The sequence below is a fragment of the Chromohalobacter sp. 11-W genome (genome assembly GCF_029889905.1).
Taxonomy (GTDB): Bacteria; Pseudomonadota; Gammaproteobacteria; order Pseudomonadales; family Halomonadaceae; genus Chromohalobacter.
Genome location: NZ_JARANZ010000010.1, coordinates 81,233 through 95,169, shown reverse-complemented (window position 1 = coordinate 95,169; position 13,937 = coordinate 81,233). Strand labels below are relative to the sequence as shown.

Genomic DNA, 13,937 nt, shown 5'->3' with positions numbered 1-13,937 from the left:
GCCTTGCCGCCGCTATCTAGCGATCGATTCACCCCACCTCGGCGCGCGATAAACAAGCGCAAAAGGGACTTGTCATACGCGCCATTTTGATTAAGGCTTAACAGAGTTGACCACATGGTCATATCGACATGCGCAGTGCGCGCCTCGGATCACAACGACAACCCGATGGACACTCCGATGATCGAGTTTTATCTCAATGGCGAAGCGCAACGCTGCGCACCGCTAGCGCCGGAAACCAGCATTCTGGAGCTCTTGCGCAACGAATTGCAGCGAACCGGCACCAAGGAAGGCTGCGCCTCGGGCGACTGCGGCGCGTGCACGGTCGCCATCGGCGAGCCGGACCGAGACGGTCGCTTGCACTATCACAGCACCAATGCCTGCATCACCCCGGCCCATCAGCTGCAGGGCCGGCATCTCGTCACCGTCGAGGGGCTCGCACGCGGTGACGCCTTGCATCCCGTCCAGGCCGCCATGGTCGAATGCCATGCCAGTCAGTGCGGTTTCTGCACTCCCGGCATCGTCATGTCACTGTTCACACTCCACGAACGCCAGCGCCAGTCACCGGTCGCGCTCAATGATGCATGTCTTGAGGCAACCCTGGGCGGCAATCTATGCCGTTGCACGGGATACCGCCCCATCCAGAAGGCCGCACGCCATATGGCCGATCAGCCCGACGTGCGCCCGCCCTGGGCGGATGACCCAAGGCTCGACAACGATGTCGCGGCCCTGGGGAACACGCTCGAGGCCACCGGCTATGCCATCCCGAACACATTGGAGGCCTTGCACGCGCTACGTCGCCAATATCCGACAGCGCGCCTAGTGGCCGGCGCCACCGACCTGTGGCTCGAGGCCACGCAACGGCTCGAAGCTTTCGAGACTCTGATCGACGTGAGCCGTGTCGCCGAATTGCAGGCAATCGACGAGACACCCGACGGCTGGTGGATCGGTGCTAGCGTCACCTACGCGCGCCTCGAACCGCTGCTCGACGAGGTTTACCCTGCGTTCGCCCGGCTATTACGGCGCCTCGGCTCCGCACAGATACGCAATCGCGGCACTCTGGGCGGAAACATCGCCAATGCCTCGCCTATCGGCGACACGCCACCGATATTGCTCGCACTCGATGCCCACTTGGCGCTGGAAGGCCCCGAGGGTGCCCATACCATGCCGCTTGATGCCTTCTTTTTGGATTACAAGCGCACCGCCCTCGAGCCCGGCGAATTCATCCGCGCCATCTTTCTGCCACGCCCCGAAAGCGATCAACATCTCGAGGTCTGGAAGCTCTCCAAACGCCGCGAGGACGATATCTCGGCAGTGCTCGGCGCCTTTGCCTGGCGCGAGGATAATGGTCGTATGCGCGATGTTCACCTGGCCTTCGGTGGCATGGATGCCACGCCAAGACGCGCCCAGGCCACCGAAGCCGCCCTGGAGGGACACCCTCCCGACGTAGCAACCTTCGATACTGCTCGCCAAGCCCTCGCGCGTGACTTCAATCCGCTCGACGACGTGCGTGGCTCCGCCGCCTACCGCCGGCTCGCGGCTGCCAATTTGCTCGAACGCCTGCGCCTGACGATCGACCACGACGCTGCCCAGGAGGTCTGCCTCGATGCGTACGCTCACTGATCTCTCACGCCCGCCGACCGGCCCTGAAACACCCGACCGCCCCGCCACACAGAGGGATGCCAGACATGCCCCTGCGCATGACAGCGCCACGTTGCATGTCACCGGTCGCGCGCGATATCTCGACGATCAGCCCGCGCCGGCGGATGCACTTCATGTCGCAGAGGGACTGAGCCCGACCGCACGCGGCCGTATTACACGATTGAACCTCGACGCGGTACGCCGTGCCCCCGGCGTCATCGATGTCATCACCGTCACCGATATCCCCGGCAAGACCGACGTCGGTCCCGTGTTTCCGGGTGACCCACTACTCGCCGATGCCGAAGTGCGCTATGTCGGGCAGCCGCTATTCGCGGTGGCCGCCACCGATTTCAAGTCGGCCCGCCGTGCCGTGGCACTTGCCGAGGTCGAGATCGACGCTCAGCCCGCGCAACTCGACGCCGTGGCTGCCGCCGAGGCCGAAGAATGGGTCCGCCCCCCGCATGTTCAGCAAAGCGGTGACTGGCAACAGGCGCTTTCCGAAGCCGCGCATGTGCTCGAGGCCGAACAATTCGTCGGTGGGCAGGAGCACTTCTACCTCGAGGGACAAGCCTGTCTGGCACTGCCCAATGAGGACGATGGGGTCATCGTGCATACCTCCAGCCAGCATCCCAGTGAAGTGCAGAAACTCATTGCCGAGGTGCTGGGCGTGGCATTTCATGCCGTGACCGTCGAAGTGCGGCGCATGGGCGGCGGCTTCGGCGGCAAGGAAACCCAGGCCGCGCCGTGGGCGTGCCTTGCCGCGCTGCTGGCCCGCCGCACCGGGCGCGCCATTCGCCTACGCCTGCCGCGCGGCGATGACATGCGCGCCACCGGCAAGCGCCATCCCTTTCATAACCGCTATCGACTGGGATGCGACGCTCAGGGCATATTGCTGGGAGGCGAGATCACGACCATCGGCGACTGCGGCCACTCGCCGGACTTGTCCGAAGCCATCGTCGACCGTGCCATGTTCCATGCCGACAACGCCTACTCGCTGGGTGACGCCCGGGTCACCGGGATTCCCGCGCGGACGCACAACCCGTCCAATACCGCTTTTCGCGGCTTCGGCGGCCCCCAGGGCATGATGATCGTCGAGCGCGCCATGGACGATATCGCGCGGCATCTAGGCGAAGATCCACTGACCATCCGCAAGCGCAACCTCTACCGTCCCGGCCGAGACGTCACCCATTACGGACAACACGTCGAGCAGACCGCCCTGCTGCACGAGGTCGTCTCGCGGCTCGAAGCCGACAGCGACTACTGGGCACGACGCGATGCCATCCGCGCTTACAACGCCAAAAGCACGATCCTCAAGAAGGGCCTAGCACTGACCCCGGTCAAATTCGGCATCTCGTTCACCGCCAAGCACCTCAACCAGGCCGGGGCGCTGTTGCACATCTATACCGACGGCAGCGTGATGATCAATCACGGCGGCACCGAGATGGGCCAGGGGTTGCACACCAAGGTCGGGCAAGTCGTGGCCCGTGAGCTGGGCCTCGACAACAGTGCCGTGCGCATCTCCGCCACGCGCACCGACAAGGTCCCCAACACCTCGCCGACCGCCGCCTCCAGCGGCGCCGACCTCAACGGCATGGCGGCCCGCAACGCAGCCATCCAGGTGCGCGAGCGGCTTTTCGATTTCGCCGCCGAGCATTTCTTTCCCGACCCGCTTCCGGGACAGCCGCTCATCCGAGACAACATGCGCTTGGAAGGCGGCGAGCTGGTCGCCGGTAGTAGCGAGAGCGGCGAGAACGAAACCCGCATCGCCTGGGGCGAGCTCGTCCAAGCCGCTTACCTGGGGCGCGTATCACTCTCGGCGACGGGGTTCTATGCCACGCCGTTGATTCATTACGACCGCGCCACCGGCCAAGGGCGCCCCTTCTACTACTATGCGCATGGTGCGGCCGTCTCGGAGGTCATCGTCGACACGCTGAGCGGCGAATATCGCGTCGCCCGCGTGGATATCCTGCACGACGTCGGCGACTCGCTGAACCCGGCGATCGACACGGGCCAAGTCGAAGGCGGTTTCATTCAGGGCATGGGCTGGCTGACCAGCGAGGAACTCAAGTGGGACGCCACCGGTCGCTTGCTGAGCGACGGGCCGGCGACCTACAAGATCCCCACCATCGGCGATACCCCGCCCGACTTTCGTGTTTCACTGCTCGAGGGACTCCCCAATTCGCAGGCCAGTTTGTACCGCTCCAAGGCGGTAGGCGAGCCGCCCTTCATGCTGGCGATCTCGGTGTGGTCGGCGCTCCGCGACGCACTGTCGAGCCTCGCCGATTATCGCGTGAGTCCCGCCCTGGATACGCCGGCCACGCCGGAGCGCGTGCTCTTCGCCGCGCAGGCCCTGCGCCAAGCCTCCGAAGCGAAGACGCCAACGAAGACGCCAGCGGAGACGCCGCAATGAGCGCCGAAACTTGGCACAGCGCCCTGCACCGTCTGCAAGCCGATGCCACGCCCCATGTACTGATTAGCGTGGTCGGCGCCGAAGGCTCCACGCCGCGCGAGCCCGGTGCCAAGATGGTGGTGACCGTCGAGACCAGCCACGACACGCTCGGCGGCGGCCGCTTCGAGTATCAGGCCATCGCCTGCGCACGCGACATGCTCGCCGCCAGCGCACGTGGAGAGCAAACGACCACGCCACATCTCGAAGCCTTCCCCCTGGGCGGACGCAGCGGGCAGTGTTGCGGCGGGCATGTCAGCTTGCTGTTCGAGTGTTTCGCGGGTGCCGAGAATCACATTGCCATATTCGGTGCCGGCCACGTCGCGCAGGCTCTCGTGCCCTTGCTGGCACCACTTCCCTGGCGGATACACTGGTTCGACAGTCGTGCCGACGTCTTCACGGCACTTGCGCCCTCGCCACGCGTCGATTGTCATCGCCTCGACGAGAACGCCATCGAGACGGCCCTGGAAAGCCTGCCGCACGGTGTCCATGCACTCGTCATGACCCATGATCACACTCAGGACCGCCGCCTCATCGACGCCCTGCTCGGCCATGGCGGTGTAGCCTCCATCGGCTTGATCGGCTCGCAAAGCAAGTGGGCGAGTTTCCAGCGTCCCCTACGCGATGCCGGGCACGACGCGACCGCCCTGGCGCGGGTACGCTGCCCCATCGGTATTCCCGGCGCGGGCGGCAAACGTCCCTACGAGATCGCATTGGCCATCGCCGCCGAATTACTGACCTTGGCCCCGGCTGAGGTCCACGCGCCACAGCGTGGGGTACTGCCCACCACTTGGCACCACGTCACCGGCCAGGGTGCGTGCCTCTGAGGTCGGGCGCCGGAGCGCCGTTTACGTCATTCCCCGTTTACAAGAGCATTTCCATGACCCATTCCCGACTGCTACGTGGCGCCGTGCTGACTTTCGATGCCGATCCCGGCGAAGCGCCCACCCCGGAAGCCAATAGCCTACGCTATTGGGAAGACGGTGCCGTGTGGGTAGAAGGTGGTCACATTCGCGCCGTCGATGACTACACCACGCTGGCACCGCACGTGCCGGCGGGGCTCGAGATCGTCGACTACCGTGGCAAATTGATCATGCCTGGGTTCATCGATAGCCATGTGCACTACTCACAGCTCGATATCATCGCCTCGTTCGGCCGCGAGCTGCTCGATTGGCTCAACGACTATACCTTCCCTGCCGAATGTCGCTTCGCAGAGCGTGCCCATGCCGAAGACGTCGCCGAGCGCTTCCTCGACGAGATGCTGCGCAGCGGCACCACCACCGCTCAAGTATTCTGCACCTCGCATCCCGCCTCGGTAGACAGTATCTTCTCCGCCGCCCAGGCCCGCCGACTGCGCTTGCTGGCAGGCAAGGTACTGATGGATCGCCATGCCCCGGAGGCGCTCACCGATACCGCGACCGGCGGCATCCGCGATAGTGAACGGCTCATCGCCGACTGGCACGGTAAGGACCGTCTAGCGTATTCGCTGACGCCGCGTTTCGCACCGACATCGAGTCGCGAACAACTCGATGCCGTGGGTGGCGTGCTGCGCAACGACCAAAGCCTGTATCTACAAAGCCATCTCTCGGAGAATCGGGGCGAACTCGCCTGGGTCGCCGAGCTGTTCCCCGAATGCCGTGACTATCTTGACGTCTACGAACGTTATGGGCTGGTCGGTCCACGCAGCACCTACGCACACGGCATCCATCTCTCCGAAGACGAGCGCACTCGGCTTGCCGATGCCGGCGCCAATATCGCCTTCTCGCCAACATCTAACCTGTTTCTGGGCAGCGGGCTTTTCGATCGCCTCGCCACCCGTGATGCCGGCGTCGTCACCTCGCTGGCCAGTGACGTGGGCGCCGGTACCGGGCTATGCGGCCTGACGACGCTGCAAGGCGCCTATCAGGTCGGCGCCTTGCTTGGCCAGCCCCTGACCGCCTGGCAAGGGCTCTATCGGCTCACGCTAGGCAATGCACGGGCACTGCACCTCGATCACTGTATCGGCCGCATACACGCCGGATACGAAGCCGACCTGGTGGTGCTGGATTTTGCCGCAACGCCCTTGCTGGCGCGCCGTACGCAAGTCGCCGACACACTCGGCGAGCGGCTCTTCGCACTGATGATGCTGGGTGATGACCGGTGTGTGTACGCCACCTGGGCCGATGGTCAGTTAGCGCACCAACGTGATGCACACAATCACAGTGGTGCACCAAGGGAGCGCGCGACCGCATTGCCATGAGGCGTCGGCTCTTGCCAGTGCCCATGCATGCGGCAAGCCTGGCAATAACACACACTTGGCACTCCTATTGCTTATGCATTGCAGCATGATTTTGTATACATAAAGTCCGCCGCATGATCGGGCACAAGGAGCCAAGCCATGTCAGTCGATCAACCCCTCTATCGCCTCGAGGATCGCCCCGGGCCTTTGGCCTCGCTGCTCGCCGCCGTGCAACACGTACTCGCCAGCTTCGTAGGCATTATCGCCCCCAGCCTGATCGTGGGCAGCGCCTTGGGGCTCGACCAGTACATGTCGTATCTGATCAGCATGGCACTGTTCGTCTCGGGCGTGGCGACATGGGTGCAATCCCAGCGCCTCGGGCCGCTCGGGTCGGGGCTCTTGAGTGTTCAGGGGACGAGTTTCTCGTTCGTGGCCGCGCTGATTGCCGCCGGCGAGACCGCGCGTGCCGGCGGCGCCAGCGATGGAGCCGTCATCGCGACATTGCTCGGCGTCTGTGCCGTGGGCAGTTTCATCGAGATCGCACTCGGCGGCATGCTGCACCGCCTCAAACGCATCATCACCCCCACCGTGACTGGCGTGGTCGTGACCTTGATCGGGCTGTCGCTGGTCAAGGTGGGGGTCACCGACATGGCCGGCGGGTTCGGCGCCGAGGATTTCGGCAGCCTCGCCAACCTGGGGCTGGCGGCACTGGTGATCGTCGTCGTATTGGCTTGCCAGATGTCCCGATACACCTGGCTGCGCATCGGCTCGGTCTTCTTCGGGCTCGTCATCGGCTGTCTCGTGGCCGCGTTCACCGGTCAGTTCGAAGGTCGTCCGGAGGCACTTGAATGGTTCGCTCTGCCGCAACCGCTGCGCTTCGGTATCGGCTTCGACTGGACGGCTTTCGTCCCCGTGGCGTTCATCTTCCTGGTCACTGCCATCGAGACCGTGGGCGATCTCACCGGCACGTCGCGCGCCTCGGGCGAACCCGTGAGCGGCTCGGTTTATCAACGCCGGATACGCGGCGGCGTGCTGGCCGATGGCGTCAACTCCTTGATCGCGGCACTGTTCAATACATTCCCCAACACCACCTTCAGCCAGAATACCGGTGTCGTGCAGTTGACTGGTGTGGCCAGCCGCCATGTGGGGCGCTACGTCGCGGTCATCCTGCTGCTATTGGGGCTCATCCCTGCACTCGGCACTCTGCTGCAGTTCATTCCACGCCCCGTACTCGGCGCCGCGACGACCTTGATGTTCGGCCTGATCGCCGTCTCCGGCATCCGCATCCTCAGCGACCAGGCGATGACCCGCAAGACGCTCATGACCATCGCCGTGTCGCTGGGTATGGGGCTCGGTGTTCAGCTCGTCCCCGAAGCCCTCGCCGGACTTCCCGAGACCGCCGAACGGATCTTCTCCTCGCCGATCACCACCGGCGGATTGACCGCCATCCTGTGCACCCTGTTGCTGCCCGGTAGCACTGGGAACGCGGAAGAAACCGCCGACACGACGCCGCGTGCCACGGCACCCAATCAGTCTTCGTAACTCATAACAATCTCATCACCCATAACAATCGATTGAAGGAGTTCGCCATGTCTCGCTCAGCACAACACGCTTCTCCCTTGCACGTACTCGTCGTCGGCGCGGGGATGGGCGGCCTGAGTGCCGCGCTTGCCTTTCAACGCCAGGGCCACCGGGTCACCGTCGTCGAGCGTGTCCAAGAAATACGCCCGATAGGCGCGGCCATTTCCCTGTGGCCCAACGGCGTCAAGGTCATGCACCGCCTGGGGCTCGGCGAGACCATTGAGCAGCTCAGCGGCGAGATGACTCGCATGCGCTATCTCACCCACCACGGGCAGACATTGACCGATTTCAGTCTCGCGCCGCTTTTCGAGGATGTCGCGCAACGCGCCTGCCCCATCGCGCGCGCCGCTTTGCAAAAGACACTCTTCGAGGCCGTGGGCGACGCGCATATCCAGCTCGGGCGTTGTTGCCACGACTACACGCTGACGGATGACGGCGTCACGGCACATTTCGAAGATGGCGGCAGCCTCCACGGCGACTTGCTGGTGGTCGCCGACGGCACGCATTCACGGCTGCGCGGAAAGCTCACGGGGCACCCCGTGGAACGTCAGTACGTAGGGTACGTCAACTGGAACGTGCGCGTACCCGCCGATGATGATCTAGCCCCGCTGCATAATTGGGACCAGTACGTGGGCGACGCCAAGCGGGTTTCCTTGATGCCTATGGGTAGCGGTGGCAATGACCAGGGCGCGCCGGAATTCTACTGTTTCTTCGACGTGCCATTGCCCGCCAGCACGCCCAACAACTCCCAGCGTTACCGTGACGAACTGCGCGAACACTTCGCCGGCTGGGCCGAACCGGTACAAGCGCTGATCGAACGCTTCGATCCCGAGCACATGGCGCGCGTCGAAATTCACGATATTCCACCGCTCGATACGCTCACCGCGCCCCGCGTGGCGCTGCTCGGCGACGCCGCGCACGGCATGGCCCCGGACCTTGGCCAGGGCGGCTGCCAAGCCATGGAAGATGCCTGGGTGCTGGCCGAGGCCGTGCAGCATGCCCTCGATGAGGACGCCGACACCTCGGCGGCGATTGCCGCGGCGCTGACGCACTACGATGCGGCGCGTGTCGAGCGCGTCGGCGAAATCGTCTCGCGTGCCCGCAAACGCGCGGCGATGATTCATGGCTTGGAACCGGAGCAAACCCGCGCCTGGTACGACGAACTCGCCCGCGAAGATGGAGACGCTATCCTCGCCGGGCTCAAGAAGACCGTCGTCGGCGGGCCACTTGGCTAAACATTGGGACTGGCGTCTCCGTGAGCGACGTAAGCATCTCTTAAGCGTTACCGTGCGAGCGTTGCGATTCTTTCATCTCCGCCATCGGCAGGTAACTCATGGATTGGTCGGAACGTCGCATTCTCATCACGGGCGCTGATACACCTTTCGCGGAAACCCTCATCGATTGGTTGCTACCGCGGGGTGCCTTGTTATGGACGTTGGGCGAGAACCAGGCCGCACTCGAGCGACAGGTGCGCGGCATGCCGACGCGCGTCCAGCCCATGGCGGCCACATGTCAGACACAACAAGCATGCTGCCGTGAGACCGTGGCGCGCGCCGGTATCGAGATGCTGATTCATGTGCGATCGACCGACACGAATGACGCTATGAGCGTCGAGGGTGCACTGCATGTCGATATCGGCCTCGTCACGGCAAACGAAAGTCGGTCACGGCGCCAATGTGTCTCGCGGGTGCGGGAATCGTCGCGGCCAGACAGGCTCGTACTTAGCGTCGACCCCGCCCCGAAGCGCGCCCGCTATTCGCACCTAGCGCCCGAGGACATTCCCCATGTCCATCACTTGACGGCGCTAAACCACGCCGCACGGCGCGTGATACAGGCCATCGAGCGACACAATCATCCTTCCCTTGCAGCCCAATGGCGAGGCCACATTCATTCCTATCAGCGTCGGCGTGCAGCGGCCGATGGTTTCACCCCGCCTTAAGAAAGACTTAAGCTTTACGCATCATGCTACGCTGGCGCCAATACCGAGGAGGCCCCATGCGTATACTCTTGGTCGAAGACGATCCGCTTCTGGGCGATGGCATCAAGACCGCACTCACCCGCGAAGCCTATACAGTGGATTGGTTCACCGAAGGCCATCATGCTATCGAAGCTGCCCAAAACGAGGCATTCAGTGCCATGATCCTCGACCTGGGGCTACCCGACATGGATGGCATGGCAGTGCTCCAGCATCTACGCCAAGCTTCCGGACTGCCAATACTCATCCTCACCGCACGCGATGCCGTCGAAGAACGCATTCGTGGACTCGATGCCGGCGCTGACGATTACGTACTCAAGCCCTTCAATCTACAGGAATTGCTGGCACGCCTGCGCGTCATCACGCGGCGCGCCGAGGGCCGCGCGTCACGCACCCTGACACTCGGCGCCTTGAGCATCGACGAAGCCAGTCACAGCGTCAGTTGGCAAGGACAGGACATCGCGCTTGGGCGCCGCGAATACGCCCTATTGCTCGAACTGGCACGCCACCCCGACAAGGTGCTCTCGCGCCCCCGGCTGGAAAGCCTGCTCTACGGCTGGGGAGAGGAAGTCGCCTCGAACGCAGTGGAGGTCCACGTTCACCATCTGCGCAAGAAACTCGGCAAGTCGCTCATCATGACCGTCCGTGGTATCGGTTATCGCCTGGATCGTCGCGCAGTATGACGTCCATTCGCTATTACCTGCTCCGCACGCTGACGCTAGTACTCGTCGTGTCCGGTGGCGTGGCGGTGCTTGCCTCGTATTTGATCACCGATCACGAGCTGGAAGAAGTGCTCGACACCCAACTCAGCCTCCACAGCCGCATTGTCGCCGGCCAACTACCGGAAAACGCCAGCGATGACGCGTTCAAACGACTGGCCAACCAGCTCAGTATCCCCGATTACCCGGCGCGCCTCTATCACGATGGCCAGCCCGTCGCACTCGATGGCGATGACACCACGCCGACCAAGCTTTATCACGAGGAAGAACGCAAACTTGCGCTGGGCCTATGGAAGTCCGACAAAACACCACGCCTACTCCAGGGAAAATGGACACAAGATGGATCTTTCCCTGCCCCCGATGAAGAAGGCTTTCGCTGGGTCGACTATGCCGGCCATCGCTGGCGCGTCTTCAGCATGTTCGACGAACGCCACGACCTGTGGCTCAGCATGGGCCAACGCAGCAATTTTCAGCGCGAAATAGTCGAGCGCATCACCTGGAACAACCTCATCCCAATGGTGGCTCTGTTGCCGCTCATGCTGTGGCTGATGAACCGCATCATTCGCCGTGGCCTGACTCCGATTCGACGCCTGTCGGATCAGGTGCAAGGACGGCATGCCCGCGATCTTCGGCATATCGAGCTCGACGTGCCCCGTGAGTTGGAGGGATTACACCAGTCGCTGAACGACTTCATCGACCGGCTGGGCGAAACCTTGGAACGCGAACGCCGTTTCACCGCCGACGCCGCGCATGAACTGCGCACCCCGCTGGCCGCGTTGCGTATCCACCTAGACAATGTCCAAGCTGGGGAGACAGCATCGCTGCAAAAGGCTTATACCGGCGTCGAACGCCTGCAACGCGTCGTCGAACAGCTGCTGGTCCTGGCGCGGCTGGATCGCACACCGGATAGTCGCACCGCTCCGATCGACCTCTACCCCATCGTCATCGACCTCATGGCCGACTTGTGGCCCCTCGCTCATGAGCGCCAACAGCAATTGACGCTCGAAGGTCTCAAACAGCTGCGCGTTCATGCCGATGAAACCGAAGTCGGCATTCTTTTCCGCAACCTGCTCGACAACGCCCTGCGTTACACCCCGGAAGGCGGCCATGTAGAGGTCGAGCTCGGCGAGACCACGCAAGGGGGCGCACAAATCCGCGTCCGTGACAGCGGCCCCGGCATCCCCGAAGACCTGCTCGAGAAGGTGACCGAGCGTTTCCGTCGCGCCTCAGACCAACGCACCACCGGCAGCGGGCTGGGACTCTCCATCGTCGTCGAACTGGCTCAGCGTCAGCAGGCGACACTCCAACTGCGCAATCGTCCTGAACATGGGTTGGAGGCCACGATCACCTGGCAGGCACAATAAGTTGCATCAGGCTCGTCAAGGCTAGGCTTATGTACTACATCTTCCATTGATTTGAACACCACAAGGTCTTACCAAGACAAGCAACAGCACATCCCCCTGACTTTTTACTACACATGCCGCCTGTAACCGACCGCCACGCCGCAAGGAGAGTCGCATGCTCGAAGTGCTGAGTCACCGTCGCTATCGCCATTTGTTCCTGGCCCAGGTCACCGCCCTCGCCGGCACCGGGCTAACGACGGTCGCCCTGGCATTGCTGGCCCATGACCTAGCGTCCGGGCAGGCAGGAGTCGTGCTAGGCACGGCACTAGCGATCAAGATGTTGGCCTATGTGGGCATCGCACCGGTGGTCGGGGCCTACGCCTCGCGTCTGCCGCGCCGCACTCTGCTGGTCAGCCTGGATCTGCTGCGGGCGTCCGTGGTCTGCGCGCTGCCCTTCGTCACCGAAATCTGGCAGGTCTATGTGCTGATCTTCCTGCTCAACGCCGCCTCGGCGGGCTTCACCCCGGTCTTCCAGGCAACGATTCCGGATCTGCTCCAGGACGAGGGGCAGTACACCCGCGCGCTGTCGCTGTCGCGGCTCGCCTATGACCTCGAGAACCTGCTCAGTCCCATGGCCGCCGCGGCGCTATTGATGGTGATGAGCTTCGATGTATTGTTCCTGCTCAATGGCCTGGCCTTCCTGGTCTCGGCCGGCCTAGTGGTCTCGGTGATGTTGCCGTCGCCCAAGGCAACGGAGGACGAGGTACCAAGCGTGTGGCGCAAGGTCTCCCACGGCATGCGGATCTACCTGAAGACGCCGCGACTGCGCGGACTGCTGGCCCTGAACATGGTGGTCTCGGCGGCCGGGGCCATGCAGATCGTCAACACTGTGGTCTACGTGCGTTCTTCCCTGGGCCTGGGCGCGCAGGCAGTGGCCATGGCTTTCGCGGCAGTCGGAGGCGGCTCGATGCTGGTGGCCCTGCTGCTGCCGAAAGTGCTGGAGCGCACGCGAGAACGTCCGCTCATGCTCGCGGGCGGCGTTCTGATGACACTAAGCCTCTTTCTTGGCCTGCTGGCACCCGGGTTCGTGGGGCTACTAGGGCTGTGGTTCTTGCTGGGTGCCGGCGCCTCGCTGGTCATGACGCCTACTGGGCACCTACTCAAGCAATCGTGCCAGCCCGAGGACCGTCCGGCGTTGTTCGCCGCGCAGTTCTCGCTATCGCATGGCTGCTGGCTGGTCTCCTATCCGCTGGCCGGCTGGTTCGGGTCGCAGGCGGGCCTGATCGAGACCTTCGCCCTGCTAGGGGCGATCGCGCTGGTGTCTACGACACTCGCGATCCGTGTCTGGCCATCACGGGACCCGGTGGCGCTCGAGCATGGCCATGCTCCTGTGGAGCACTCCCACCTGCATTACCATGACGACCACCACCAGCATGAACATGAGGGCTGGGAGGGACCTGAACCGCATCGCCACTCTCATCATCACCCAAGAGCTCGACATCGTCATGCCTTCGTGATCGATCATCATCACCCGCAATGGCCTAGATGAGTGATGGTCTTTATAACAACAAAGCTATTGCTGAGCGCCCAGCAATGGGCGCGCGCACTCAAGCGGGACGTACATGCGATCTGGCTTGCCGCGCACGACCCGCGCACACCGTGCGTCGTTAAAATTCTAGCGCTGGTTGTCACTGCGTACGCGGTGTCACCCATCGACTTGATCCCGGATTTCATCCCAGTGCTTGGCTATCTGGACGATCTGGTGATCGTGCCCCTCGGGATCCTGATAGTCGTCCGACTCATCCCCTCCAGAGTAATGGAAGAGCACAGGAAAGCAGCCGACAAAGCAATCGCTAGACCAGTCAGTCGCCTGGCGGCTGGTGTCATCATTGCCACCTGGGTCGCTTGTGCCGCGCTCTTGGTCAGGCTTTTCATGTGAATATATAGCCATCATCACATCACTTAAGCGCCATGACTGCCTGTTCAAGAGGGGGGCTCGAACCGAGATAACACGCTA

10 protein-coding genes and 1 pseudogene are annotated in these 13,937 nt (G+C 63.2%); all 11 read left to right on the top strand.

Annotated features, from left to right (window positions below):
• Window positions 1–177 precede the first annotated feature (177 nt).
• A complete protein-coding gene (gene xdhA, locus OP494_RS14140; protein WP_280541776.1) occupies window positions 178–1,620 on the top strand; it encodes a xanthine dehydrogenase small subunit in 1,443 nt (480 codons plus the stop codon).
• Window positions 1,604–4,048, top strand: coding sequence for a xanthine dehydrogenase molybdopterin binding subunit (gene xdhB, locus OP494_RS14135; protein ID WP_280541692.1), 2,445 nt, complete (start codon window positions 1,604–1,606; stop codon window positions 4,046–4,048). Before xdhA ends, xdhB begins: the two co-directional genes overlap by 17 nt.
• Window positions 4,045–4,911 (top strand): xanthine dehydrogenase accessory protein XdhC, encoded by an 867-nt coding sequence (gene xdhC, locus OP494_RS14130; protein ID WP_247640670.1) that lies wholly within the window; start codon window positions 4,045–4,047, stop codon window positions 4,909–4,911. The genes xdhB and xdhC overlap by 4 nt, the downstream gene beginning before the upstream one ends.
• 53 nt (window positions 4,912–4,964) lie before the next feature.
• The gene (gene guaD, locus OP494_RS14125; protein WP_280541689.1) at window positions 4,965–6,323 is read left to right on the top strand and encodes a guanine deaminase; all 1,359 of its coding nucleotides are present in this window, start codon (window positions 4,965–4,967) and stop codon (window positions 6,321–6,323) included.
• 138 nt (window positions 6,324–6,461) lie between these two features.
• Window positions 6,462–7,844 carry a nucleobase:cation symporter-2 family protein gene (locus OP494_RS14120; protein WP_280541687.1) on the top strand — a complete coding sequence of 461 codons (1,383 nt, stop codon included), beginning with the start codon at window positions 6,462–6,464 and terminating at the stop codon, window positions 7,842–7,844.
• Window positions 7,845–7,891: 47 nt separating this feature from the next.
• Entirely contained in the window at window positions 7,892–9,118 is a 1,227-nt protein-coding gene (gene hpxO / locus OP494_RS14115) for an FAD-dependent urate hydroxylase HpxO (protein WP_280541685.1), read from the top strand.
• Between the two features lie 98 nt (window positions 9,119–9,216).
• Window positions 9,217–9,822, top strand: coding sequence for a hypothetical protein (locus OP494_RS14110; protein ID WP_261506423.1), 606 nt, complete (start codon window positions 9,217–9,219; stop codon window positions 9,820–9,822).
• A 56-nt stretch (window positions 9,823–9,878) separates the two neighbouring features.
• Complete coding sequence (locus OP494_RS14105; protein WP_246923572.1) at window positions 9,879–10,541, top strand: response regulator transcription factor; 663 nt, start codon at window positions 9,879–9,881, stop codon at window positions 10,539–10,541.
• Window positions 10,538–11,941 carry an ATP-binding protein gene (locus OP494_RS14100; RefSeq protein WP_246923570.1) on the top strand — a complete coding sequence of 468 codons (1,404 nt, stop codon included), beginning with the start codon at window positions 10,538–10,540 and terminating at the stop codon, window positions 11,939–11,941. Before OP494_RS14105 ends, OP494_RS14100 begins: the two co-directional genes overlap by 4 nt.
• 154 nt (window positions 11,942–12,095) lie before the next feature.
• The gene (locus tag OP494_RS14095) at window positions 12,096–13,469 is read left to right on the top strand and encodes an MFS transporter (protein ID WP_246923567.1); all 1,374 of its coding nucleotides are present in this window, start codon (window positions 12,096–12,098) and stop codon (window positions 13,467–13,469) included.
• Window positions 13,470–13,487: 18 nt separating this feature from the next.
• Window positions 13,488–13,811 (top strand): annotated as a pseudogene (locus tag OP494_RS14090) (YkvA family protein); the annotation flags it as partial.
• Window positions 13,812–13,937 lie beyond the last annotated feature (126 nt).

Excerpts from the sequence above, each read along its gene's own strand:
- xdhA (WP_280541776.1), top strand. The coding sequence starts at position 178 with ATGATCGAGTTTTATCTCAATGGCGAAGCGCAACGCTGCGCACCGCTA.
- xdhB (WP_280541692.1), top strand. The coding sequence starts at position 1,604 with ATGCGTACGCTCACTGATCTCTCACGCCCGCCGACCGGCCCTGAAACA.
- xdhC (WP_247640670.1), top strand. The coding sequence starts at position 4,045 with ATGAGCGCCGAAACTTGGCACAGCGCCCTGCACCGTCTGCAAGCCGAT.
- guaD (WP_280541689.1), top strand. The coding sequence starts at position 4,965 with ATGACCCATTCCCGACTGCTACGTGGCGCCGTGCTGACTTTCGATGCC.
- OP494_RS14120 (WP_280541687.1), top strand. The coding sequence starts at position 6,462 with ATGTCAGTCGATCAACCCCTCTATCGCCTCGAGGATCGCCCCGGGCCT.
- hpxO (WP_280541685.1), top strand. The coding sequence starts at position 7,892 with ATGTCTCGCTCAGCACAACACGCTTCTCCCTTGCACGTACTCGTCGTC.
- OP494_RS14110 (WP_261506423.1), top strand. The coding sequence starts at position 9,217 with ATGGATTGGTCGGAACGTCGCATTCTCATCACGGGCGCTGATACACCT.
- OP494_RS14105 (WP_246923572.1), top strand. The coding sequence starts at position 9,879 with ATGCGTATACTCTTGGTCGAAGACGATCCGCTTCTGGGCGATGGCATC.
- OP494_RS14100 (WP_246923570.1), top strand. The coding sequence starts at position 10,538 with ATGACGTCCATTCGCTATTACCTGCTCCGCACGCTGACGCTAGTACTC.
- OP494_RS14095 (WP_246923567.1), top strand. The coding sequence starts at position 12,096 with ATGCTCGAAGTGCTGAGTCACCGTCGCTATCGCCATTTGTTCCTGGCC.